Source organism: Allobosea spartocytisi (genome assembly GCF_014764685.1).
Taxonomy (GTDB): domain Bacteria; phylum Pseudomonadota; class Alphaproteobacteria; order Rhizobiales; family Beijerinckiaceae; genus Allobosea; species Allobosea spartocytisi.
The window spans coordinates 310,226-330,312 of the sequence record NZ_JACXWY010000001.1; the positions used below are offsets into that span (position 1 = coordinate 310,226).

Here is a 20,087-nt window from a genome sequence, read left to right on the forward strand (position 1 = left end):
GTCAGCTCCGGCTGTTGGTGGCTGACGGGATCGGAGCGCCAAGACCGGCTTCATCAGCGCAATAGCGGCAAATCTCCTCGTGCGTCGCGAACCAGACGGAGCCCTTTGCTTTCGCCGCCCTGATCACTTCGTCGAGAATGAAAATCCGCGAGCGGTGCCCGATGATGTGCGGGTGCATCGTCAGCTGGAACAGCCCGCCTTCTTCCGCAGCGACGTCGAGCTCCCGCAGGAAGAGGTCAAGTACCATGGGCGGCCCGCTGTGAGGGCGCAGCCCCTTGAAGCGATCCATGCCGAAATAGACGGCGTCGTCCCGGATCCACTCCACCGGCAACTCCACGATCCCGGACGGCTGCCCCTCGTCGAGAAGCTCGTAGGGCTCGTCATCCGCCATCAATGAGGAATCGTAGAGCAACCCCATTTCGCGCACGATCTTCAGCGTCCACGGGCTGAAATCCCATGACGCGGTCCGCATGCCCTTCGGCTCCCGGCCAGTGAGCTTGGTCAAGGTGTCGCGGGCGCGCAGCGCCAGATCGCGCTCCGTATCGTAGTCGAGCACCGAGTTGAGCTCGTGGATCCAGCTATGGATCGCCACCTCATGTCCGGCATCCGCCACTGAACGGGCTTCCGGGTCATGCAAAAGCGCAGCGACGGCCGGCATGAAGAAGCTGGCCGGGACCGCGTGACGGGCAAGAGTAGCAAGGATACGCGGAATGCCGGAGCGATTGCCGTATTGCCCCTGACTCAGCTTCGAGTAAGAGCGCCCGCCCTCCCGGAGCTCGTTCGTCTCGTGATCGGAATCGAAGGACAGGGCGACGGCGAACTTGGCGCCATTCTTCCAAACGCCAGGCTTGAGCGACCGCCCTGCCCGGACATGGTTCACCACCTGCCGCCAGGTCTCCTCACTCCATGTCCAGGGCTTGGTGTCGGGAGGCAGCGTGACGTTCATCGGGTGCACTCAGCGATTGAACTGGAACCCATCCACCACGATGTCTTGGCCCGTGATGAAGCAGGGGTTCGAGGTTGCCAGGAAGGTGACGAGCTCTGCCACGTCATCGGGCTTGCCCATTCGCTTCAGCGCGATACCGGCATCGGCAATCGCGGGGCCGCGGGCTCGGGTCAGTGTGTTGCCGACTTCGGTCTCGATGATGCCGGGGCAGACGGCATTGATAAGGATCTCCGGGCCGAGCTCTTTGGCGAGAGCGCGGGTCATCCCGATGATCCCGGCCTTGGCAGCAGCATAAGCAAACCGGCTGACGGCGGCCGTCACACCACCAGAATGCGCATTCAGCGACGACATCGAGACGATGCGCCCAGCCCCCTGACGCTGCATGATCGGCGCGACAGCCTGGATATAGTTGAAGCAGCTCTTCAGATTGAGAGCGATCGTGTGGTCGAACTCGGCTTCAGTGATCTCGAAGATGCCCTTCGGCATCCCCTTGCCGGCATTGTTCACGAGGACGTCCACGCGGCCCCACTGCGCGACGACCTCCGAAACTATACGGCTCGCCTCTTCCTTGAAAATGACGTCCGACTGAAAAGCCAACGCACGACGACCGAGGGATCTTATCTCGTCAGCGGTGCGCTTTAGCTCGTCCGACAACAGATCAACAAGCACAACATCCAGTCCAGACCGCGCGAGAGACAGCGCGCAAGCGCGCCCGATACCTCGCGCGCCGCCCGTGACAATCGCCACGAGCGCGGCGTTGCTCGAATTCATGGCTCACCCTCTTTCAAGAGTGTTGATTTCCTCTTGATTAAGGGAGAGCCTATCGCCGGCAAATTGGTTCGCCAAGAGAGATTCGGTTCACGTCCATGAACACCGAGGTCAAGTCTGCGGCGCGCGTATTGGACCTGCTGGAATATCTTGCAGGCTGCTCCGAACCCGTGAAGCTCAAGGAGATCGTCGCGGCTCTGGGATTCCCGAAGAGCAGCGCTCATGCCCTGGCGCAGACCCTGGTCTCACGCGGCTACGCCATTCAGGACGCGACCGAGCGATACGTGCTTGTCCATGCCAGTCGCCATCAATCCGCCTCGCGCGCGCTCGAAGCCCGCCTTCTTTCGGCGGCGCACCCGATCATGGAACAGCTTCGTGACGAGACGGGCGAGACCGTGATGCTGGCGGTCTTAACCGCGAGAGGCGATTGCCGGCGCATAGCCAAATGCGTCAGCCGTCAGGCTGTACGCTACGACATCGAGCTTGACGGCCTCTCCGACTCGTACTGCTCGGCCACTGGCCGGGTCCTGCTGGCTCACTGGGATCCGGCTCTCACCGACGGATATTTTGCGCGGGCGAACCTCATCCCAAGGACACCCAAGACGGTTACCGACCCAGACGCGATCCGGGGAATGTTCGAGACGATCCGTGCGGAAGGCATCGCGGTTAGCGACGAAGAGCACGTCACCGGTTCGACGGGACTTGCCGCACCCATTTGGGGAAGAGAGGGCAAGGTGATAGCGGCGCTCAACCTTGGCGTTGTGACGCTGCGATATCACTCCCGCGCGAGCGAGCTTGCGGATCTACTCAAGGATGGCGCCAATCGCATAAGCGCACGCCTTGGCCATAAAGGTTATCCGGATCAACCGGTGCTGCCACCGTTATGAAATGTCGAACGTACCGGAGCATGTGGGATTGCGCAGCTGGCGCCCGCTAAGCAGGATCCTGAGCACGCCCATCGCCGCTGTCATCCCCGCCCACAAAAACGATCTGGCAGAAACGCCCCGAGTGCTTGAGCGGCTCGCCCTTTCCGATCACCAAGGAGTGCCCCTATGAAAGCCTATCTGACCAAGTGGATTCCGCCTCGTGCAGATTTCCTCCAGACCATAACCGATGACGAGAAGGCGCTGTTTAAGCAGCATGGCGACTGGCAAACTAAGCTGCGCGAAACCCGTCAGATCGTGGCGCACGGCCCCGTCGTCGATCCCGCCGGCCCTTATGGCGTCGCGTTGTGGGAGATCGAGGATGACGCCGACATCGCCGCGCTGACCGCTGAGGATCCGATCGTAAAGGCCGGGGTCGGCCATTACGAGCATTATTCGATGATGCAGATGCGTTCGCGCGGCTGACGCTCCGGCGAACGACTGCAACGTAAAAGCTACGTCACCATGGCTGTCGCCCTGATAACCCGGCATCGGCACTGTGCACGCACGCCGTCTAGCCGCCCGTGGCCACGATCTCGTCCTTGTTGCCCGAGCGACGGATCGGCTGAACGCATTGGCCAGCGAGAAAATGCCGACGGACTATAGCCTCAAATGCCGACAGACCCTCTGGAATGTCGAAAATTAAAATCAACGATATCAAAATCTTACAAAGGCGCGCACCGACAAACTTCGCATTTCCCACAGCAGCGCTGCACAGGCGCTGGGACGGCGAGTTCACGGCCGCAGGACGATGGCGTCCCCGATCCGGCGCATCTCGAAATCGGAGATCAGGATCTCCAGTTCGACGTGCCAGCGTCCCGGCACCGGCAGGCTGAAGGCCTCGGTCCGCCAGATGCCGTCCGGGCCGAGACGGGCGGGTCGTTCGATCGGCTCGATGCCGGCCGCGGGGTTGCTGAAGCTGAGGGTGAGTTCCCTGGCCGGGAGGGGCCCGAACTCACCGTCCATCAGCACGACCGTGACGGTGACCGGGCCCGCCCGGCCGGGCGTGACCGTGACGTCCGCCATCGCCGGCAAGGTGTGGATATGGACCGAGGCCGGCTGCGCCTGCACCATCGCCATGGCGCGCGGCGGCGGCGTGAAGCGCCAGAGCGCCACGATACCGAGGACAGCGACCAGCACCGCGAGCTCGACGGCGATGACACGCCCCATGGCGCGCCCCGCCGGGATGTCGCCGGCCTCCACGCGCCGCGTCAGCGACCAGCGATTGAAACCCGCCAAGGCGAAGGCGATCGCGGCCAGGGCGAGCTTGGCGAGAAGGACGCGCCCATAGGCCGTCGCGAGAAGCGCCGCCGGCCTCTCGACCTGCACGCAGGCGAGAACCAGCCCGCTGAGCAGCAAGGCCGCGACGATCCAGGCGATGCGGCCGGAAAACCGGCGCAGCACGCTCCTGCCGTTCTCACCGCGCAGAGCCAAGGCGAGCGGCAGCAGCGCTCCGACCCAAAGCGCGATCGCGCTCGCGTGCAGGAAGACGGCGGGGCGCATGAGCCATTGCGGCTGGGCCGCGCTGGCATGGCCGCTGCTTGCGAGAGCAAGCCCGACCAACAGGACAGATAAAAGGCCGGTGACGGCGGCGCGGACGCCGGGCTGCGACAAGCCGATGAGGGCGCACGCCAAGGCCATGGCCGCGATGAGGATTGTCCAGAGATAGCTGGTGGCCGCGGCCGCCCGCCAGACCGCCGGCTGGAAGACAGCCGCGATCGACGCACCGAGCGCGTCGAGCCCCTGCGCGCCGAGCGCGATGGGCAGGCAGACCAGGCCGAGCCCCATCATGGCGGCAGCGAAGCGGCGGGCCCCGCCGGCAAGCGGCCCGATCCAGGCCCGGCTCGCAGCCGCACCACACCCCAGGAACAGGCCGAGATAGAGCCCGAAGCGGCTGAGCCAGACCAGCGTGCGAACGCCGGAATCAGCCTGCTCGCCGAGATCCGGCGCGGCGCCGCTCGGGGCGCCGATCGAGAACACCACCGATCCTCCGACCGGATGCCCGTCCTCCGACACCACGCGCCAGCTCAGCACATGGGTGCCGCCCGGAAGCGCGGCAGGCGCCTCGATCATGACCGTCCTGTCCTTCAGAACGAAGCGCCCGAGGTTGCGGGCGGTGCCGTCCGGGCCGATCAGCCGCAGCGCCAGCGGCGAGACGGGCTCGCTGAAGACGAGCTCGATCTGCTTCGGAGCCGCCGCCAGCACGCTGCCGTCGGGCGGCGTCGCGTTGTTCAAGGCCGCATGCGCCAGCGCCCGACCCGGCGCTCCGGCGCAGGCCAGCAGGACGAGGATCGGCAGCAGGGATCGCAGGAGCCGGGTCATCATGGGCTTATCCTTGCGGCGGAGCGCCGGGCGCTCCGCCGCCGCTATCATTATTTGCCGGGGATGAGCTTCACGCCGGGAGCCGGGAATTTGTAGTCGTCCGCCGACTTGCCGGCTTCGGGGATCTCGATCCAGCGCTCGACGGCCCCGCCCTCGCATTCCTGGACGACCGGCACGTAGAGCGTGGCATCGGCCTTCAGATCCTTGGCGAGATAGCCGCGCAGGACGAATTCGTCATAGAATTCGTCAGGTAGCTTGCCGCCGCTCCAGACCACTTCCTTGACGCCCTCCGAGGTCGGCGTGCCGTAGTAGTCATAGGGCTTCGCATAGCTGCCCTTGACCGTTTCCAGCGTCCAGCCGGCTTTCGGCATCGGCTTCACCGCGATGACGCCTTCCGGGATCTGGACGCGAACCTTCGTGGTCGCCGCACCCTTGCAGCCATGCGGAACGCGCAGCACCGCCTTGTAGGTCGAGCCGACCGGGGCGGATTGGTTTTCCAGCGTGATATGAGCGAGCGCCGGCCCGGCGGCGAGCAGGCCCGCGACGGCGAGAAGATATTTCATGACATGTATCCTTGATGGTTGAGGCCGCCCTGGCGGCCGGGTTGCGGCAGGCACGCGGCTTGCCGGATCGGAAAAATCGGAAGCGACGGAGATTCGGGGGCAGCATCGCGCCAACCCTTCGGCCGGGCCGCAGCCCGCCCGGCGACGTGTCGCGCCAAAGCGTGCGCGCCGGTCGCGAAGCAGCCCGCGAGGCGAAGCAGAGGGTGGGATGGGATGACGCCCGAATCCGCGCCGTCACGGCGTCGGGTCGGGCGGAAGGCGCGTCACGACGTCCGGCGGCAGGTTGACATCAGCCGTCGCGGACGCGGGAGAGCGCCGGACGGCGGCTCAGGCGCGGACGGGAGGAGCGCGCGGATTGCCGGGCGAATGATCAGCGAGGAAACCGACGGGCCGGTCGAGCCTGCGGATGAAGGCGACCTGATCGGCCGGCCGCTGCGTGAGGAGCGCGAATGCGGGCTGGACCGGATCGGCCCCGGCGAGCATCGGGCAGCCGGCCGTGCAACAGCTCATGCCGGCATGGGCTTGCGACTTGTCGTGATCGCCACCGGCCGGAGCGTCCCCGCTCGGCAAGCAATGGGTCAGGACAAGGGTACGATCGAGCGAGAGCGCATTGGCATAGGCGCCGGCCGCAAAACCGGCGAGCAGTGCCTGGAGCACGAGCAGATAGGCCGCGAACAGCGCGACCCAGCTTCTGACCCGTGATCCATTGCGTCGGTTCAAGGCATCGACCTCCGCCCCCTCGATAGCACCGTCGCGCATGGCGTCAAACGGCCTTGCGGTCGCACCGCATCAGCCGAGCGCCTGGCTCGCGAGCGCCATGCGGCGCGGCCCGTGCGGATCGAGCGGGGCATAGGGCGCCCGGCCCAACCCCATCGAGGTGACGCTGTCGTAAATCTGCATGCCGCTGGCGACGATAAAATCGACGAAGGCCGTGTGGCTGGCAGGCGTGTCGACCCTCAGGAAGCTGCCGGCATGGTGTTCGACGAAGGGCTGGCAGACGGCGATCGCGTCCTCCTGGACAGAGGCGATCACCGGGCCGATGACGCGCTCGCGCCCGAAGCGGCGACAGAGCGCGAAGGCGACGACCTCGTCGTTGCGGACGAGCACCTGCCCCTTCGAGACCGGCAGGATGCGCCGGAACACGGCGGACCGGTCGCACCCCGTCGCCGCCCGGTCGAGGCTCAACAGGCTTTCACGGTCTTCGGCCCGCATGGCGCGAACCGTTCCTTCGACCCGGACAGGAGGCGGGCTGCCGACGGCCTGCCCCTGGCATTGCAGGATCTTCTGCTCATGGCCGTAGCCCATGGAACGGTAGAGCCGCCGGGCCGCATGCGTGGCGGTGAGGCCGAAGGCCGAACCCGGGTTCAGCTCATGCGCCCGTTCCATCAGCCAGCGGCCGGCGCCGTGCTCCTGCAGGCGTGGCGAGGTGATCAGCATGCCGACCATGGTGAAGCCGGCGCCGTAGCGCTGCCACATCACCGTCCCGACCACGCGCCCGATCTCATCGACCGCCGCGATGCCCTGCCCGAGATCGAGCAGCACGCGCCAGTCGCTATCGCGATGCGGCCAGCCGACGGCGACCGAAAGCGCGTGAAGCTGCGCGACGTCGATCTCCCCGATGTCCCGCAGGGTGATCTTGAAGGCATCGAGATGCAGTTGGGCGATCGTCTCCAAAATCGCAGCCTCCGGCACTTGCACGACCGGGCCCTCGGGCACGACGGTCGAGCACCGATCGTTTCTAACGCAATCGCGCCACAGGAAGCACCGTTCTTTGCCCGCGATTCGGCATAGATGACCGCCCCGCAGCGCAGAACAGACGCGACCGCCGCGCCGACCGCCCTACCCTGCCGGAACCATAACCACTCCGGAGCAGCGCGTGACGCCGGAAGACATCCTGACGGAGCTGATCCGCTTTCCCTCGATCGTCGGGCGCCCCAACGCGGCCATCGCCGGCTGGATCGCGGACTATCTCGCCCGTTTCGGCGTCACGGCGCAGATCCTGCCGGGCCCGGAGGGCGACCGGGCCAATCTCTTCGCCACGATCGGCCCGCGCGACGTGCCGGGACTTATTCTTTCCGGCCATATGGACGTCGTGCCGGCGGAGGAACCGCAATGGAGTTCCGACCCGTTCCTGCTGCGGGCCGAGGGCGACAAGCTGTTCGGCCGCGGCACCAGCGACATGAAGGGCTTCCTCGCCGCCGCGCTCGCGATCGTGCCTGCGCTCGCCGGCATGAAGCTGGCACGGCCGGTCCATATCGCCTTTTCCTATGACGAGGAGGCGGGCTGCCGCGGCGTGCCGCATCTCATCGCGCGGCTGCCTTCGCTCTGCGCGCTGCCGGAGGCTGCGGTCATCGGCGAGCCGAGCGGGATGAGGCCGATCCTCGCCCATAAGGGCAAGGCGGCGGCACGCGTCGAGATTCACGGCCGCTCCGGCCATTCCTCACGCCCCGAGCTCGGCCTCAACGCCATCCATGCGATGGGCGCCGTGATCGCGGCGGCCGAAAAGACCGCCTCCGCTCTGCAGGCGGGGCCTCTCGACGCGGTGTTCGAGCCGCCCTACTCCACCTTGCAGATCGGCACGGTTCGCGGTGGCGAGGCGCTCAACATCATCCCGGATCGCTGCCGGATCGAGATCGAGGCGCGCGCCATCGCCGGCGTCTCGCCTGCGGCATTGCTCGAACCGGTGCGGGCGGCTCTCGCCGGCCTCGAGGCGCGTGGATTCGCCACCGACTGGCAAGAGATCGCCAGCTATCCGGCACTGTCGCTCGCGGCGCAGGCGCCGATCGCCAGGATGCTGGCGGAGGTGACCGGCACCGAGCCTCTCCCGGCCGTCAGCTACGGCACGGAAGCCGGGCTCTATCAGGCGGCAGGCATCGACGCGATCATCTGCGGCCCCGGCGACATCGCCCGGGCCCACAGGCCCGACGAATACATCACGCGCGGCGAGCTCGCCGATTGCGCGCGGCTGCTCGAACGGCTTTGCACCGCATTCACACGGCCCGGCCGCTGACATCTCTTTCCCCGGAGACTGCCTTGACCTTCCTGTTCAACTCAACCGAGGAGCGTGCGCAGGTGTTCGCCGCGCGCTTCGCCGAGGCGCTGCCGGAGATCCGCTTCATCCGCAGCAACGAAGCCTATGATCCGGCCGAAATCCGCTATCTCATCACCTGGACCGCGCCCGACGATCTCGCCCGCTTCACCAATCTGGAGGTTCTCTTCTCCATTGGGGCCGGCATCGACCAGATGAAGACGGAAGGGCTGGCGCCCCATGTCCTGGTGGTGCGAATGGTCGAGGAAGGCATCACCAAGATGATGCAGGAATACGTCACGCTCGGCGTGCTCGCCCTGCATCGGCAATGGCCGCTCTATCTCGCCCAGCAAAAGCAGGCGCTCTGGCAGCCGCATGAACTCACCCCGGCAACGGCGCGCCGCGTCGGCGTGCTCGGCCTCGGCATGATGGGCACGGCCGTGATCGAACGCCTCAAGCCCTTCGGCTTCCCGATCTCGGGCTGGAGCCGCTCGCCGCGATCGATCGACGGCCTGCGGTGCTTCCATGGCGAGGACGGTCTCTCCGCCATGCTGGCCGAGACCGACATTCTGATCTGCCTGCTGCCGCTGACGCCGCAGACGACCGGCATCCTCGATGCCAAGCTGTTCGCGAAGCTCCCGGCAGGCGCCGGGCTCGTCCATGTCGGACGCGGCCAGCATCTCGACCATGAGGCCCTGCTCGACGCGCTCGACAGCGGCCGGCTCTCGGGCGCCGTGCTCGACGTCACCGAGCCCGAACCGCTGCCGGCCGGACATCGGTTCTGGAACCACCCCAAGGTGCTTCTGACGCCGCATATCGCCAGCAAGGTCGAGCCCGAGCCCGCGGCCAAGGCGGTGATCGAGAACATTCGCCGCCACCGCTCCGGCCTGCCGCCGCTCGGCCTCGTCGACCGCAGCCGCGGCTACTGACCCGTTTCCCTTTCCCCACCCAGCAAAAGGCAGACCCATGTCGCTCCTCGTCAAGCTCGACCTTGCCCCCACCAGCGAGCCCACCAAGCGCTCCAAATGTCCGCCGGATCGCCTGCTCGCGGGCGACCCCGACTACACGACCTGGGCGCAGGACGCGTCGCGCGACGGCACGGTGAACACCGGTGTCTGGGAGGCCACGCCCGGCACGAACCGCTCGATCAAGGGCGAGACCTTCGAATATTGCTACATCCTCGAAGGCGTGGTGGAGCTGACGGAGGAAGGCAAGGAGCCGCGCCTCTTCAAGGCCGGCGACAGCTTCGTGATGAAGCCGGGCTATGTCGGCGTCTGGAAGACGATCGAGACCGTCCGGAAGATCTACGTCGTCGTCGGCTGACTCCGGATCGCCGCACGTCCCGAGCGGCACGAAGCGGCGATCCATCTCATGGGCCCGTCTCTTCGGGCCGTCTGTTGGGCCCGCTGCTCCAGCCGCCGAAGAATCCGCCGTCCCGGTCCGCGCAAACGGGATTTCCCGTCGCGCCGGGGCGGCGTCCCAGCGTCACCTGCGGGCGCAGGGGCGCTAGGCTTCGCCGCTGCCCCGTTTTCGGAGACCGCCCTCGTGTCGCTGAGCTTCGACCCCGCCACCATCGACCTGCCGCGCGCCCATTTCATCGGCGGCGAGCGTGTGCCCGCGACGGGCGGGATCGCGCTGCACCGCCCCTCGGACGGCGTGGCCTTCGCCGATTGCCCCGTTGCGGAGGCCGATCTGGTCGACCGCGCGGTCGAGGCCGCCAAGCGCGCGCTGAAGACGAGCGGCTGGGGCATTGTGCGCCCGCGCGAACGCGTCAACGCGCTTCACCGCTGGGCCGATCTGATCGAGGCCGAAGCGGTGACGCTCGCCCGGATGGAGGCCGTGGCCTCGACCCGCCCGATCGCCGAGCTCTTGAAGTTCGACATCCCGATCACCGTCGAGCAGATCCGCTTCTTTGCCGAATTCGCCGACAAGGAAGGCGGCGACCTCGTGCCGACCGCCGCCGACAGCGTCGGCCTGATCGCAACCGAGCCCTATGGCGTGGTCGGCGCGATCACGCCATGGAACTTCCCGATCTCGATGGCCGCCTGGAAGCTCGGCCCCGCGCTCGCCGCCGGCAATGCCGTGGTGCTGAAGCCCTCCGAGATGACGCCCTTCGCGACGCTCTATCTGGCGGAGCTGTCGGTCCGCGCGGGGATGCCGGCCGGGCTGATCAACATCGTGCTCGGCGACGGGCGCACGACCGGCGCCGCCATCACCGGCCATCCCGGCATCGCCAAGGTCAGCTTCACCGGCTCGACCGGCGCGGGTGCCGCGATCATGGAGAACATCGCCCGCACCGGCATCAAGCCGATGACGCTGGAGCTCGGCGGCAAGAGCCCGCAGGTGGTCTTCGCCGATGCCGATATCGCGCTCGCCGCCGGCGCCGTGGCGCGCGGCATCCTCGCCAATGGCGGGCAGGCCTGCGTCGCGGGCTCGCGCCTCGTCGTCGAGGAGAGCGTGGCCGAGGAGGTCGTCGGGCTGATCCTCAAGCAGATGAGTGAGATCAAGCCCGGCCCGACCTGGGACGAGGCCAGCGCCTATTCGCCGATCATCTCCGAGCGCCAGATCGGCCGCATGGCCGGCATCGTCGATGCCGCCGTCGCGCGCGGCGCCCGGTGCAGGACCGGCGGCTCGCGCCTCGACCGCGAGGGCTATTTCTACGCGCCGACCCTGCTCGAAGGGCTCGAGGCGAATTCGCCGGCCATCACCGAAGAGATCTTCGGCCCGGTGCTGACGGTGCAGACCTTCCGCGACGAGGAGGAGGCGATGGCGCTCGCCGACCATCCGACCTACGGACTCTGCGCCGGGCTCTACACCCGCGACCTGTCGCGCGGCCTGCGGCTGAGCAGCCGGCTGCAGGCCGGCACCGTCTGGGTCAACCGCTATGGCCGCTCGCGCGACCACATCCTGCCGACCGGCGGCTACAAGCAGTCCGGCCTCGGCAAGGATCTCGGCCGGGAAGCCTATTGCGCGAACCGGAAATCCAAGAGCGTCCTGATTGCCGTCTGAGGAGACCATCCCGTGAAATCATACAAGATCGCCCTGATCCCGGGCGACGGCATCGGCACCGCCGTGACCGAGGCGACCTGGGAGGTGCTCGGCAAGGCGGCACGCGGCGCCGGCTTTTCGCTGGAAGGCACGAGCTTCCCCTGGTCCTGCGACTTCTACGAGAAGACCGGCCTGATGATGCCGGCCGACGGCATCGAGACGCTGCGCGGCTACGACGCGATCCTGCTCGGCGCTGTCGGCTGGCCGAAACGCGTGCCGGATTCGGTGTCGCTGCACGGGCTGCTGCTGCCGATCCGCAAGGCCTTCGTGCAATACGCCAATATCAGGCCGCACCGGCTGCTGCCGGGCGTCGAGGGGCCGTTGCGGGCGAGCGCCTTCGACATCCTCTGCATCCGCGAGAACACCGAGGGCGAGTATTCCGGCGCCGGCGGGCGGGTCCATAACGGCACCGCCGACGAGGTCGCGGTCGAGACCGCGATCTTCACCCGCAAGGGCGTCGAGCGCATCCTGCGCTTCGGCTTCGAACAGGCGCGCAAGCGCCGCGGCAAGCTCGCCTCCGTGACCAAGTCGAACGCGCAGAAATACTCGATGGTGTTCTGGGACGAGATCACCGCCCTGGTCGCGGCCGAATACCCCGATGTCGAGGTCGCGAACTACCATATCGACGCCATGGCGGCGCGGATGGTGATGGCGCCCGAGAGCCTCGACGTGGTCGTCGCCTCCAATCTCTTCGGCGACATCCTGACCGATCTCGGAGCCGCCATTCAGGGCGGGCTCGGCTATGCGGCCTCGGCCAACATCAATCCGGAGCGCAATGCGCCCTCGATGTTCGAGCCGGTGCACGGCTCCGCGCCGGACATCGCCCATCTCGGCATCGCCAACCCGATCGCGGCGATCTGGTCGGGCGCGATGATGCTGGAGCATCTCGGCGAGCCGGCTGCGGCCGCAGCCGTGATCAGCGCCATCGAAGCCGCCACCGCTCGCGGCATCGGCACGAAGCCGGGCGAGCACAAGACGAACGAGATCACCAGCGCCGTCCTCGCGGCGCTGGGCTGACAGGAGAGCACGACATGACCATCGAAGGCCTTCGCGATCCCGGCCTCGTGCGGGAAGCCTGCCTTGTCGGCGGCCAGTGGAACGGCGCGGCTTCGGGCCGCACGCTCGACGTCGTCGACCCCGCTACGCAAGCCGTGCTCGGCACGGTTCCGGATGCCGGCCAACCTGAGACTCGCGCCGCCATCGATGCCGCCGCGGCGGCCTTCGAAAGCTGGCGGGCCAAAACCCCGGCCGAGCGCGCCGCGCTGTTGGAAGCCTGGCATGCGCTGATGCTCGAGCATATCGAGGATCTGGCGCTGATCCTCACCTCCGAGCAGGGCAAGCCGCTGGCCGAATCGCGCGGCGAGATCCGCTACGGCGCCTCCTTCGTGAAATGGTTCGCGGAAGAAGCCCGCCGGATCTACGGCTCGACGATTCCCGCACCGACCGCCGACCGCCGCATCCTGGTGCTGAAGCAGCCGGTCGGCGTCTGCGGCATCGTCACGCCCTGGAACTTCCCGAACGCGATGATCACCCGCAAGGTCGCGCCGGCTCTCGCCGCCGGCTGCACCGTGGTGATCAAGCCCTCGGAGCTGACGCCCTATTCGGCGCTGGCGCTCGGCGTGCTGGCCGAGCGGGCCGGCATTCCGGCCGGCGTGATCAACATCGTCACCGGCATGCCGACCGAGATCGGCGCCGAGCTGACAGGCAATCTTGCGGTCCGCAAGATCTCCTTCACCGGCTCGACGCGCGTCGGCGCGCTGCTGATGAAGCAGGCCTCCGACAGCATCAAGCGGCTCAGCCTCGAACTGGGCGGGAACGCCCCCTTCATCGTCTTCGACGACGCCGATCTCGACATCGCCATCGACGGCGTTCTGGCCTCCAAGTTCCGCAATGGCGGCCAGACCTGCGTCTGCGCCAACCGCATCCTGGTTCAGGACGGCATCTACGACCGCTTCGCCGAGAAGCTGTCGGCCCGCGTCAATGCGATGAAGGTCGGCCCCGGCACCCAGGCGGGCATCGATATCGGCCCGATGATCAACGCCGCCGCGCTGGAGAAGATCGAGCGCCATGTCGAGGACGCGCTGTCGAAGGGCGCCAGGCGCCTCGCCAGCGCCGCCGACATGCCCAATGGCAAGCAATACGCCACGCCGACCGTGCTGGGCGAAGCGACGACCGAGATGCTGCTGGCGAGCGAGGAGACCTTCGGGCCGGTCGCGCCGCTCTTCCGCTTCCGCAGCGAGGAGGAGGCGCTCGCTATCGCCAACGGCACGCCGTTCGGGCTCGCCGCCTATTTCTTCACGCAGGACATCCGGCGCTCATGGCGCGTCGGCGAGGCGCTGGAGTTCGGCATGGTCGGCCTCAACACCGGCGCGATTTCGATGGAGGTCGCCCCCTTCGGCGGCGTCAAGCAGTCGGGCCTCGGCCGCGAGGGCTCGCAGCTCGGCATTGAAGAATATCTCGAGGTCAAGGCCTTCCATATCGGCGGGCTTTGACGGGCAGCAAGGCAAGCCACAGCAATTCCACGCCCAATTCAACCAGGTCAGCTTCGCAACGTTGACAAAACAAGGGGAACTACCGTGAAAACCATAACTTCCGCACTATTGGCGCTCACCTTGTCGGTGGCCATCGCGCCGGCCGAGGCCCAGACCACGACGCTCGCCACGGTGAAGAGCCGCGGCGACCTGATCTGCGGCGTCAGCCCCGGTCTCGCCGGCTTCGGAATTCCCGATGCGAAGGGCGAATGGGCCGGCCTCGACGTCGATCTGTGTCGCGCGATCTCGGCCGCGATCTTCAACGATCCGAAGAAGGTCAAGTTCACGCCGCTCTCCTCGAAGGACCGCTTCACCGCCCTCCAGAGCGGCGAGGTCGACGTGCTCTCGCGCACCTCGACCTGGACGATGTCGCGCGACACCACGCTCGGCCTGACCTTCGCCGGCGTGAACTATTACGATGGGCAGGCCTTCCTGGTGCAGAAGAAGCTCGGCATCGACACCGCCCGCAAGCTCGACGGCGCCTCGATCTGCCTGCAGCAGGGCACGACGACCGAACTCAACGTCGCCGACTATTTCCGCAAGAACAAGATCAAGTACGAGCCCGTCACCTTCGACAAGGGCGACGAGGCGATCAAGGCCTTCGAATCCGGCCGCTGCGATGCGTTGACCGACGATTCCTCCGCCCTTTACGCGCTGAAGCTGAAGCTGGTGAATCCGGCGGAAGCCGTCGTGCTGCCCGAGCTGATCTCGAAGGAGCCGCTCGGCCCGGTCGTGCGCAGCAGCGACCTGCAATGGTTCAACCTGGTGAAGTGGACGCTCGATGCCATGCTGAACGCCGAGGAGCTCGGCGTCACCAAGGCCAATGTCGACGAGATGCTGAAATCGGACAATCCCGAGATCCGCCGCCTGCTCGGCGCCGAGGGCAAGTTCGGCGAAGGCATCGGCCTGACCAACGACTGGGCCTACCGCATCGTCAAGCTCGTCGGGAACTACGGCGAATCCTTCGAGCGCAGCGTCGGCCAGGGCTCGGAGCTCAAGATCGCGCGCGGCAAGAACGCGCTCTGGACCGAAGGCGGCCTGCAATACGCCCCTCCGGTCCGGTGAAGAACGAGGGCGGCGGTCGAACCCGACCGCCGCCCGCAAAGGTCGGATGAGCTTTGCAGTGACGGCAAAAACGGCACGCCGCGGACCTGTCCGGGGCGTGCCGATCCTCATCCCGAAATGACGGCGGCGATCCGTCTCATGCCGAAGCTCACGGAAACGCAGGCCGTCCCGAACGCGGCACGGCGGAGACCCGGGACCAGCCGCATTTCGATGTAAAGTCGATGTGCTCGACCGGTGGGCCGATGCCCTGCGATCCATCTCCGGCCGGTGTCTGCCCGTGCGGCTCTGCGCTCACTGAATGCGGTCGAGCATCTTGTAGTAGAGGCCGACCAGCGGCAGGAACCAGGGCTTGCCGAAATGGCCCGGCACCGCCGGCCAGGACAGCCCCTTCAGCGGGTTGCGATCCGGCCGGCCGAGGATCGCGTCGGCCATGATCATGCCGAGATGGGTCGACATCTGCGCCCCGTGGCCGGAATAGCCCATTGCATACCAGACGCCATCCTCATAGCCGGCGCGCGGATAGCGATCCTTGGTCATGTCGACGAGGCCGCCCCAGCAATAGTCGATCTCGACATCGGCGAGTTGCGGGAAGATCCGGGCAAGGCTCTCCCTGAGGATGGCGCCGCTCTTGGCGTCGGAGGTCTGGTCCGACGTGGCGGAGAAGCGCGCCCGCCCGCCGAAGATCAGCCGATTGTCCGGCGCCAGGCGGAAGTAGTTGCCGATGTTGAGCGAGGTCACCGCGGTGCGATTGCCCGGCATGGTCATGGCGACCTCGGCCGCGCTCAAGGGCCGCGTCGCGATCAGGAACGAGCCGACGGCGACGATGCGCCGGCGGAACCAGGAGAAGGGACCGGCCGTATAGGCCCCGGTCGCCACCAGCACCTCCTTTGCCGAGACGCTGCCGCGCGGCGTCTCCAGCACATGCCGGCCGCCCTCCTGCCGTCGCTCCGTCACGGGCGCATGTTCATGGATGACGGCGCCGTGCCGTACCGCCGCCGTGGCGAGGCCGGCGACGAAGCGGCCCATATGCATCATCGCGCTCTTCTTGGAGAGCATCGCGCCATGGAAGGCGTCGGAGCCGATCTCGCCCTTGAGGTCGGCCCGGCTCAACATGGCGGTATCGGGATCGGCCTCGCGATGCAGCACCTCGAAATTCCGCGCGATCCCGGCGACATGCTCGGGCTTGGAGGCGAGCTTGAGCTTGCCGGCGCGCCGGAAGGCGCAGTCGATGCCCTCCTCCGCAGCGATGCGCTCGATCGTGTCGACGGAATCGTCGAAGGCGCGATAGAGGGCGACCGCGCGCTCGGTGCCCAGCGCCGATTTAGCGGCGATGAAGCTGTGGGCGAGGCCGTTGTTGAGATGGCCGCCATTGCGGCCCGAGGCGCCATAGCCGACGCTGTGCGCCTCCAGCACCACGACCTTCGCGCCGGCCATCGCGAGCTGGCGCGCGGCGGCGAGCCCGGTGAAGCCGCCGCCGATCACGGCGACGTCATAGCTGCCTTCGACCGGCCCCTCGACAGCGCCGGTGAAGGGCGCCGCCGTGTCGTGCCAATAGGATTTGAACTGCATCGGTCCCGCGCCTTCAGAGGCCGAAGACGCCCGGCAGCCCGCCGATGTCCTTGATCTCGACATAGCCGTAATAGGGGTTCGCCGGCTCGTGGCCGCGATTGACCCAGACCTTGTTCTTGATGCCGAGGTCATGCGCGGTCATCAGGTCGTAGCGGAACGAGGAGGAGACGTGGCAGACGTCCTCCGGGCCGCAACCCAGCATGTCGAACATGTATTCGAAGCCCTTCATGCGCGGCTTGTAGGATCGGGCCTGCTCGGCCGTGTAGACGGCATGGAAGGGGGCGCCGAGCCGGGCGACATTATGCGGAATCTGGTCATTCTGCGCGTTGGACAGGATGACGAGCGGGATTTCCTTCGCCACCTTGGCGAGGCCTGCCGGCACGTCCGGATGCGGGCCCCAGGTCGGCACCTGCTCGTAGATCCAGCGTGCATCCTCGGGGCGGAAGGCGACAGCATTGCGTCGGCAGGTCCGCTCCAGCGCGTTGTAGACGACTTCTTCATAGGGCTTCCAGTCGCCCAGGACCTCGTCGAGCCGGTAAGCCGAGAAATCCGTGATGAAGGTCCGCATCGCCGGCTCGTCCAGCTTTTCGCCGTAGAGCGCGCGCGCGGCCTTATCCATCGCGAAATAGATCAGCGTGCCGTGGCAGTCGAAGGTGACGAATTTGGGCCTGAAGGCGGTCATCTGCGGAAATCCCCTGTGGCGAAACGGTTGCGTCCGTCAGCGAGGATCATAGCCGGGGCCAGAACGGCGCGAGCACCGCATTGCCTGCGGCAGGAAGCACAAACTGCCGTCCGTCCATGAGACCATGGCAGAGAGTTCCGCCTGCATCATCTTGCCGGTCGACGTCGCTTCCCGATTGCCGGCGCTTCGCCACCCGTCGTGGCATTCCATGCGGTCGGCGCGCATTCCCACGGCCGAAGATATCGTGCTGGGCCGTTCCTCGGGAGCAACTGCGCCGGCACACCGCCTATCCATGATGCAGAGGATACGAAGCGAAGCATCATGGACCAGAAAACGATCGATCTCGTCGCCTTCGACGAACGCCATCTCGACGGCGCCGTTCTGCTCTCGCGCGAGGCGGGCTGGCCCCATCGGCGCGAGGATTGGGCGATGCTCCTGGCCCTCAGCCACGGTTTCGTCGCGCTCCAGGGTGATGCCGTGGTCGGCACCGCGATGCTGACGCCGTTCGGGGACGATGACGCGACCGTCAACACGGTGATCGTCGCAGCCAATATGCGTGGACGGGGCCTCGGCCGGAAGCTGATGGGAGCCGTCCTGCAAGCCTGCGGCACCCGCGAATGCCGCCTCACCGCGACCGCGGACGGCCTGCCTCTCTATGAAAAACTCGGCTTCGTCGCGACCCATGAGATCCGCCAGCATCAGGGCATACCCACGCCGCTGCCGGCTGATACGGCGAACGAAGCCATGGAGCTGGAGTGGGTCGGTGCGGAGACCTTCCCCACGATCGCCGCACTCGACCTGGAGGCGCTGGGGATGGATCGCCGTCCTTTGCTCAGGCTCCTGGCGGAGGCCGGGCGAATGGTGGTCCTGCGCGAAGCCGGCCGGATCGTCGGCTATGCCGCGCTGCGCCCGTTCGGCCGCGGCGAGGTGATCGGCCCGGTCGTCGCGAAGACCCTGAAAGAGGCGCAGAGCCTCATGAGCTTCCTGATCGCCAGCCGGCCGGGCGCCTTCCTGCGCGTCGATACCGCCGAGTGGCGGGAGCTTTCGCCATGGCTTTCCGCGCGGGGCCTCGTGGGCGTCGGCGGCGGCATCGTCATGGACCGCAACGCGACTGGCCGGCAGCCGTCCGGACCCGCCAAACCCTTCGCCCTGGCCAGCCAGGCGCTCGGATAAACTGGAGAACCGCCATGTTGAGCAATTCGCTGATCGAGCTCGATCGTGACCACTGGATCCACCCTGTCGCGTCCTATCGCGGCCATGAGAAGGCGGGCGTGCGGGTTCTGCGCTCCGCGAAGGGCGCGACGATCACCGACGCCGAAGGCCGTCAGCTCATCGACGGCTTCGCCGGGCTGTGGTGCGTCAATGCCGGCTACGGGCAGGAGAGCATCGTCGAAGCCGCGGCGAACCAGATGCGCGAGCTCGCCTATGCCACGGGATATTTCGGCCTGGGCTCCGAACCGGCGATCAGGCTCGCGGCCGAGCTCGCCGAGCGTGCGCCGGGCGACCTCAAGCGCGTCTACTTCACGCTCGGCGGCTCGGACGCGGTCGACAGCACGGTGCGCTTCATCCGCTACTACCAGCAGGCGCGCGGCAAGCCGCAGAAGGACCAGTTCATCTCGATCGAGCAGGGCTATCACGGCTCCTCGACCGTCGGCGCCGGCCTCACCGCCCTGCCCGCCTTCCATGCCGGCTTCGGCGTGCCTTATGACTGGCAGCACAAAATTCCGTCGCACTATACCTATCGCAATCCCGTCGGCTCCGATCCGGCCGCCGTCATCGCCGCCTCGCTCGCGGCACTGAAGGCCAAGGTCGACGAAGTCGGGGGAGCCGAACGCGTCGCCGCCTTCTATTGCGAGCCGATCCAGGGCTCGGGCGGCGTCCTCGTGCCGCCGCCGGGTTGGGTCAAGGCGATGCGCGACCTCTGCGCTGAGCTCGACATCCTGTTCGTCGCCGACGAGGTCATCACCGGCTTCGGCCGCACCGGCCCGCTCTTCGCCTGCGAGGACGAGGGCATCGTCCCGGACCTGATGACGACTGCCAAGGGGCTCACCTCCGGCTATGTGCCGATGGGCGCGGTGCTGATGTCGCAGAAGGTCTATGACGTGATCGCCGACGGCTCCGGCGCCGCGGCGGTCGGCCATGGCTATACCTATTCGGCCCATCCGGTCAGTGCGGCGGTGGGGCTCGAAGTGCTGCGGCTCTATGAAAACGGCCTGCTGGAGAACGGCCGCAAGGCCGGCGCGCGGCTGATGGCGGGGCTGGAGAGCCTGAGCGACCATCCGCTCGTCGGCGAGGTCCGCGGCCGCGGCATGCTGGCGGCCGTCGAGCTGGTGACCGACAAGGCGAAGAAGACGCCGCTGCCGGCCGCCTCGGCGCCAGCCCAGCGCGTCTTCGACCGCGCCTGGAACAACGGCCTCGTCATCCGGGCCTTCGGCAACGGCGTGCTGGGCTATGCGCCGCCGCTGTGCTGCACCGAGGCCGAGATCGACGCCATCGTGGAGCGGACCCGCAAGACCCTCGACGAGACGCTGGCCGACCCGGATGTGCGCGCCGCGATGGCGTGAACGCCGGCCTCCAGGGCATCGGGGAGGATGGGATCCATCCTCTCTTTTGCCCCAAGGGAAGCCGATATTCCGCAGCAG

The 20,087-nt window shown here is 67.2% G+C and carries 19 protein-coding genes and 1 pseudogene; 12 read left to right on the plus strand and 8 right to left on the minus strand.

The window, feature by feature from the left end; genetic code table 11:
* Position 1: 1 nt before the first annotated feature.
* Positions 2–946 (minus strand): polysaccharide deacetylase family protein, encoded by a 945-nt coding sequence (locus IED13_RS01605; protein ID WP_191123155.1) that lies wholly within the window; start codon positions 944–946, stop codon positions 2–4.
* Between the two features lie 9 nt (positions 947–955).
* Positions 956–1,717: an SDR family NAD(P)-dependent oxidoreductase gene (locus IED13_RS01610; RefSeq protein ID WP_191123156.1), complete on the minus strand. Its 762-nt coding sequence runs from the start codon at positions 1,715–1,717 to the stop codon at positions 956–958.
* Positions 1,718–1,812: 95 nt separating this feature from the next.
* Here IED13_RS01610 and IED13_RS01615 point away from each other — a divergent pair, with 95 nt between their 5' ends.
* The 3 genes and pseudogenes from IED13_RS01615 to IED13_RS29315 all read left to right on the plus strand — a co-directional run.
* Positions 1,813–2,601, plus strand: coding sequence for an IclR family transcriptional regulator (locus IED13_RS01615; protein ID WP_038361658.1), 789 nt, complete (start codon positions 1,813–1,815; stop codon positions 2,599–2,601).
* 165 nt (positions 2,602–2,766) lie between these two features.
* The gene (locus tag IED13_RS01620; RefSeq protein WP_038361656.1) at positions 2,767–3,063 is read left to right on the plus strand and encodes a YciI family protein; all 297 of its coding nucleotides are present in this window, start codon (positions 2,767–2,769) and stop codon (positions 3,061–3,063) included.
* A 64-nt stretch (positions 3,064–3,127) separates the two neighbouring features.
* Positions 3,128–3,223, plus strand: a pseudogene (locus IED13_RS29315) (SDR family NAD(P)-dependent oxidoreductase); the annotation flags it as partial.
* A 149-nt stretch (positions 3,224–3,372) separates the two neighbouring features.
* Here the strand turns inward: IED13_RS29315 and IED13_RS01625 are convergent.
* The 4 genes from IED13_RS01625 to IED13_RS01640 all read right to left on the minus strand — a co-directional run bounded on the left by IED13_RS01625 (position 3,373) and on the right by IED13_RS01640 (position 7,196).
* Entirely contained in the window at positions 3,373–4,962 is a 1,590-nt protein-coding gene (locus tag IED13_RS01625) for a copper resistance CopC/CopD family protein (protein WP_191123157.1), read from the minus strand.
* Between the two features lie 47 nt (positions 4,963–5,009).
* Positions 5,010–5,522, minus strand: coding sequence for a YcnI family copper-binding membrane protein (locus IED13_RS01630; protein ID WP_191123158.1), 513 nt, complete (start codon positions 5,520–5,522; stop codon positions 5,010–5,012).
* A 327-nt stretch (positions 5,523–5,849) separates the two neighbouring features.
* Positions 5,850–6,242, minus strand: coding sequence for a hypothetical protein (locus tag IED13_RS01635; RefSeq protein ID WP_191123159.1), 393 nt, complete (start codon positions 6,240–6,242; stop codon positions 5,850–5,852).
* A gap of 69 nt (positions 6,243–6,311) precedes the next feature.
* Entirely contained in the window at positions 6,312–7,196 is an 885-nt protein-coding gene (locus IED13_RS01640; protein ID WP_191123160.1) for a GNAT family N-acetyltransferase, read from the minus strand.
* A gap of 202 nt (positions 7,197–7,398) precedes the next feature.
* Between IED13_RS01640 and argE the strand changes: the two genes are divergently transcribed.
* The 7 genes from argE to IED13_RS01675 all read left to right on the plus strand — a co-directional run bounded on the left by argE (position 7,399) and on the right by IED13_RS01675 (position 15,194).
* Positions 7,399–8,532 (plus strand): acetylornithine deacetylase, encoded by a 1,134-nt coding sequence (argE, locus tag IED13_RS01645; protein ID WP_191123161.1) that lies wholly within the window; start codon positions 7,399–7,401, stop codon positions 8,530–8,532.
* A 23-nt stretch (positions 8,533–8,555) separates the two neighbouring features.
* Positions 8,556–9,479: a 2-hydroxyacid dehydrogenase gene (locus IED13_RS01650; RefSeq protein WP_113252204.1), complete on the plus strand. Its 924-nt coding sequence runs from the start codon at positions 8,556–8,558 to the stop codon at positions 9,477–9,479.
* A 37-nt stretch (positions 9,480–9,516) separates the two neighbouring features.
* A complete protein-coding gene (locus IED13_RS01655; RefSeq protein ID WP_113252203.1) occupies positions 9,517–9,873 on the plus strand; it encodes a cupin domain-containing protein in 357 nt (118 codons plus the stop codon).
* Between the two features lie 222 nt (positions 9,874–10,095).
* Positions 10,096–11,559, plus strand: a complete 1,464-nt coding sequence (locus tag IED13_RS01660; RefSeq protein ID WP_191123162.1) for an aldehyde dehydrogenase family protein — start codon at positions 10,096–10,098, stop codon at positions 11,557–11,559.
* Positions 11,560–11,571: 12 nt separating this feature from the next.
* On the plus strand, positions 11,572–12,615 hold the full coding sequence (locus tag IED13_RS01665) for a tartrate dehydrogenase (RefSeq protein ID WP_191123163.1): 1,044 nt from the start codon (positions 11,572–11,574) through the stop codon (positions 12,613–12,615).
* A gap of 20 nt (positions 12,616–12,635) precedes the next feature.
* The gene (locus IED13_RS01670; protein ID WP_191123303.1) at positions 12,636–14,090 is read left to right on the plus strand and encodes an NAD-dependent succinate-semialdehyde dehydrogenase; all 1,455 of its coding nucleotides are present in this window, start codon (positions 12,636–12,638) and stop codon (positions 14,088–14,090) included.
* Between the two features lie 84 nt (positions 14,091–14,174).
* Positions 14,175–15,194 (plus strand): amino acid ABC transporter substrate-binding protein, encoded by a 1,020-nt coding sequence (locus IED13_RS01675; protein WP_113252199.1) that lies wholly within the window; start codon positions 14,175–14,177, stop codon positions 15,192–15,194.
* Between the two features lie 291 nt (positions 15,195–15,485).
* Here the strand turns inward: IED13_RS01675 and IED13_RS01680 are convergent, their stop codons facing one another.
* Positions 15,486–16,763: an NAD(P)/FAD-dependent oxidoreductase gene (locus tag IED13_RS01680; RefSeq protein WP_191123164.1), complete on the minus strand. Its 1,278-nt coding sequence runs from the start codon at positions 16,761–16,763 to the stop codon at positions 15,486–15,488.
* A gap of 13 nt (positions 16,764–16,776) precedes the next feature.
* Positions 16,777–17,445: a haloacid dehalogenase type II gene (locus tag IED13_RS01685; RefSeq protein ID WP_113252197.1), complete on the minus strand. Its 669-nt coding sequence runs from the start codon at positions 17,443–17,445 to the stop codon at positions 16,777–16,779.
* Positions 17,446–17,766: 321 nt separating this feature from the next.
* Here IED13_RS01685 and IED13_RS01690 point away from each other — a divergent pair, with 321 nt between their 5' ends.
* Positions 17,767–18,618, plus strand: a complete 852-nt coding sequence (locus IED13_RS01690; protein WP_191123165.1) for a GNAT family N-acetyltransferase — start codon at positions 17,767–17,769, stop codon at positions 18,616–18,618.
* A gap of 14 nt (positions 18,619–18,632) precedes the next feature.
* Positions 18,633–20,009, plus strand: coding sequence for an aspartate aminotransferase family protein (locus IED13_RS01695; protein ID WP_038361626.1), 1,377 nt, complete (start codon positions 18,633–18,635; stop codon positions 20,007–20,009).
* Positions 20,010–20,087 lie beyond the last annotated feature (78 nt).

Coding starts and splice junctions, on each gene's coding strand:
- IED13_RS01605 (WP_191123155.1), bottom strand. CDS start 946: ATGAACGTCACGCTGCCTCCCGACACCAAGCCCTGGACATGGAGTGAG.
- IED13_RS01610 (WP_191123156.1), bottom strand. CDS start 1,717: ATGAATTCGAGCAACGCCGCGCTCGTGGCGATTGTCACGGGCGGCGCG.
- IED13_RS01615 (WP_038361658.1), top strand. CDS start 1,813: ATGAACACCGAGGTCAAGTCTGCGGCGCGCGTATTGGACCTGCTGGAA.
- IED13_RS01620 (WP_038361656.1), top strand. CDS start 2,767: ATGAAAGCCTATCTGACCAAGTGGATTCCGCCTCGTGCAGATTTCCTC.
- IED13_RS01625 (WP_191123157.1), bottom strand. CDS start 4,962: ATGATGACCCGGCTCCTGCGATCCCTGCTGCCGATCCTCGTCCTGCTG.
- IED13_RS01630 (WP_191123158.1), bottom strand. CDS start 5,522: ATGAAATATCTTCTCGCCGTCGCGGGCCTGCTCGCCGCCGGGCCGGCG.
- IED13_RS01655 (WP_113252203.1), top strand. CDS start 9,517: ATGTCGCTCCTCGTCAAGCTCGACCTTGCCCCCACCAGCGAGCCCACC.
- IED13_RS01680 (WP_191123164.1), bottom strand. CDS start 16,763: ATGCAGTTCAAATCCTATTGGCACGACACGGCGGCGCCCTTCACCGGC.
- IED13_RS01685 (WP_113252197.1), bottom strand. CDS start 17,445: ATGACCGCCTTCAGGCCCAAATTCGTCACCTTCGACTGCCACGGCACG.
- IED13_RS01690 (WP_191123165.1), top strand. CDS start 17,767: ATGGACCAGAAAACGATCGATCTCGTCGCCTTCGACGAACGCCATCTC.
- IED13_RS01695 (WP_038361626.1), top strand. CDS start 18,633: ATGTTGAGCAATTCGCTGATCGAGCTCGATCGTGACCACTGGATCCAC.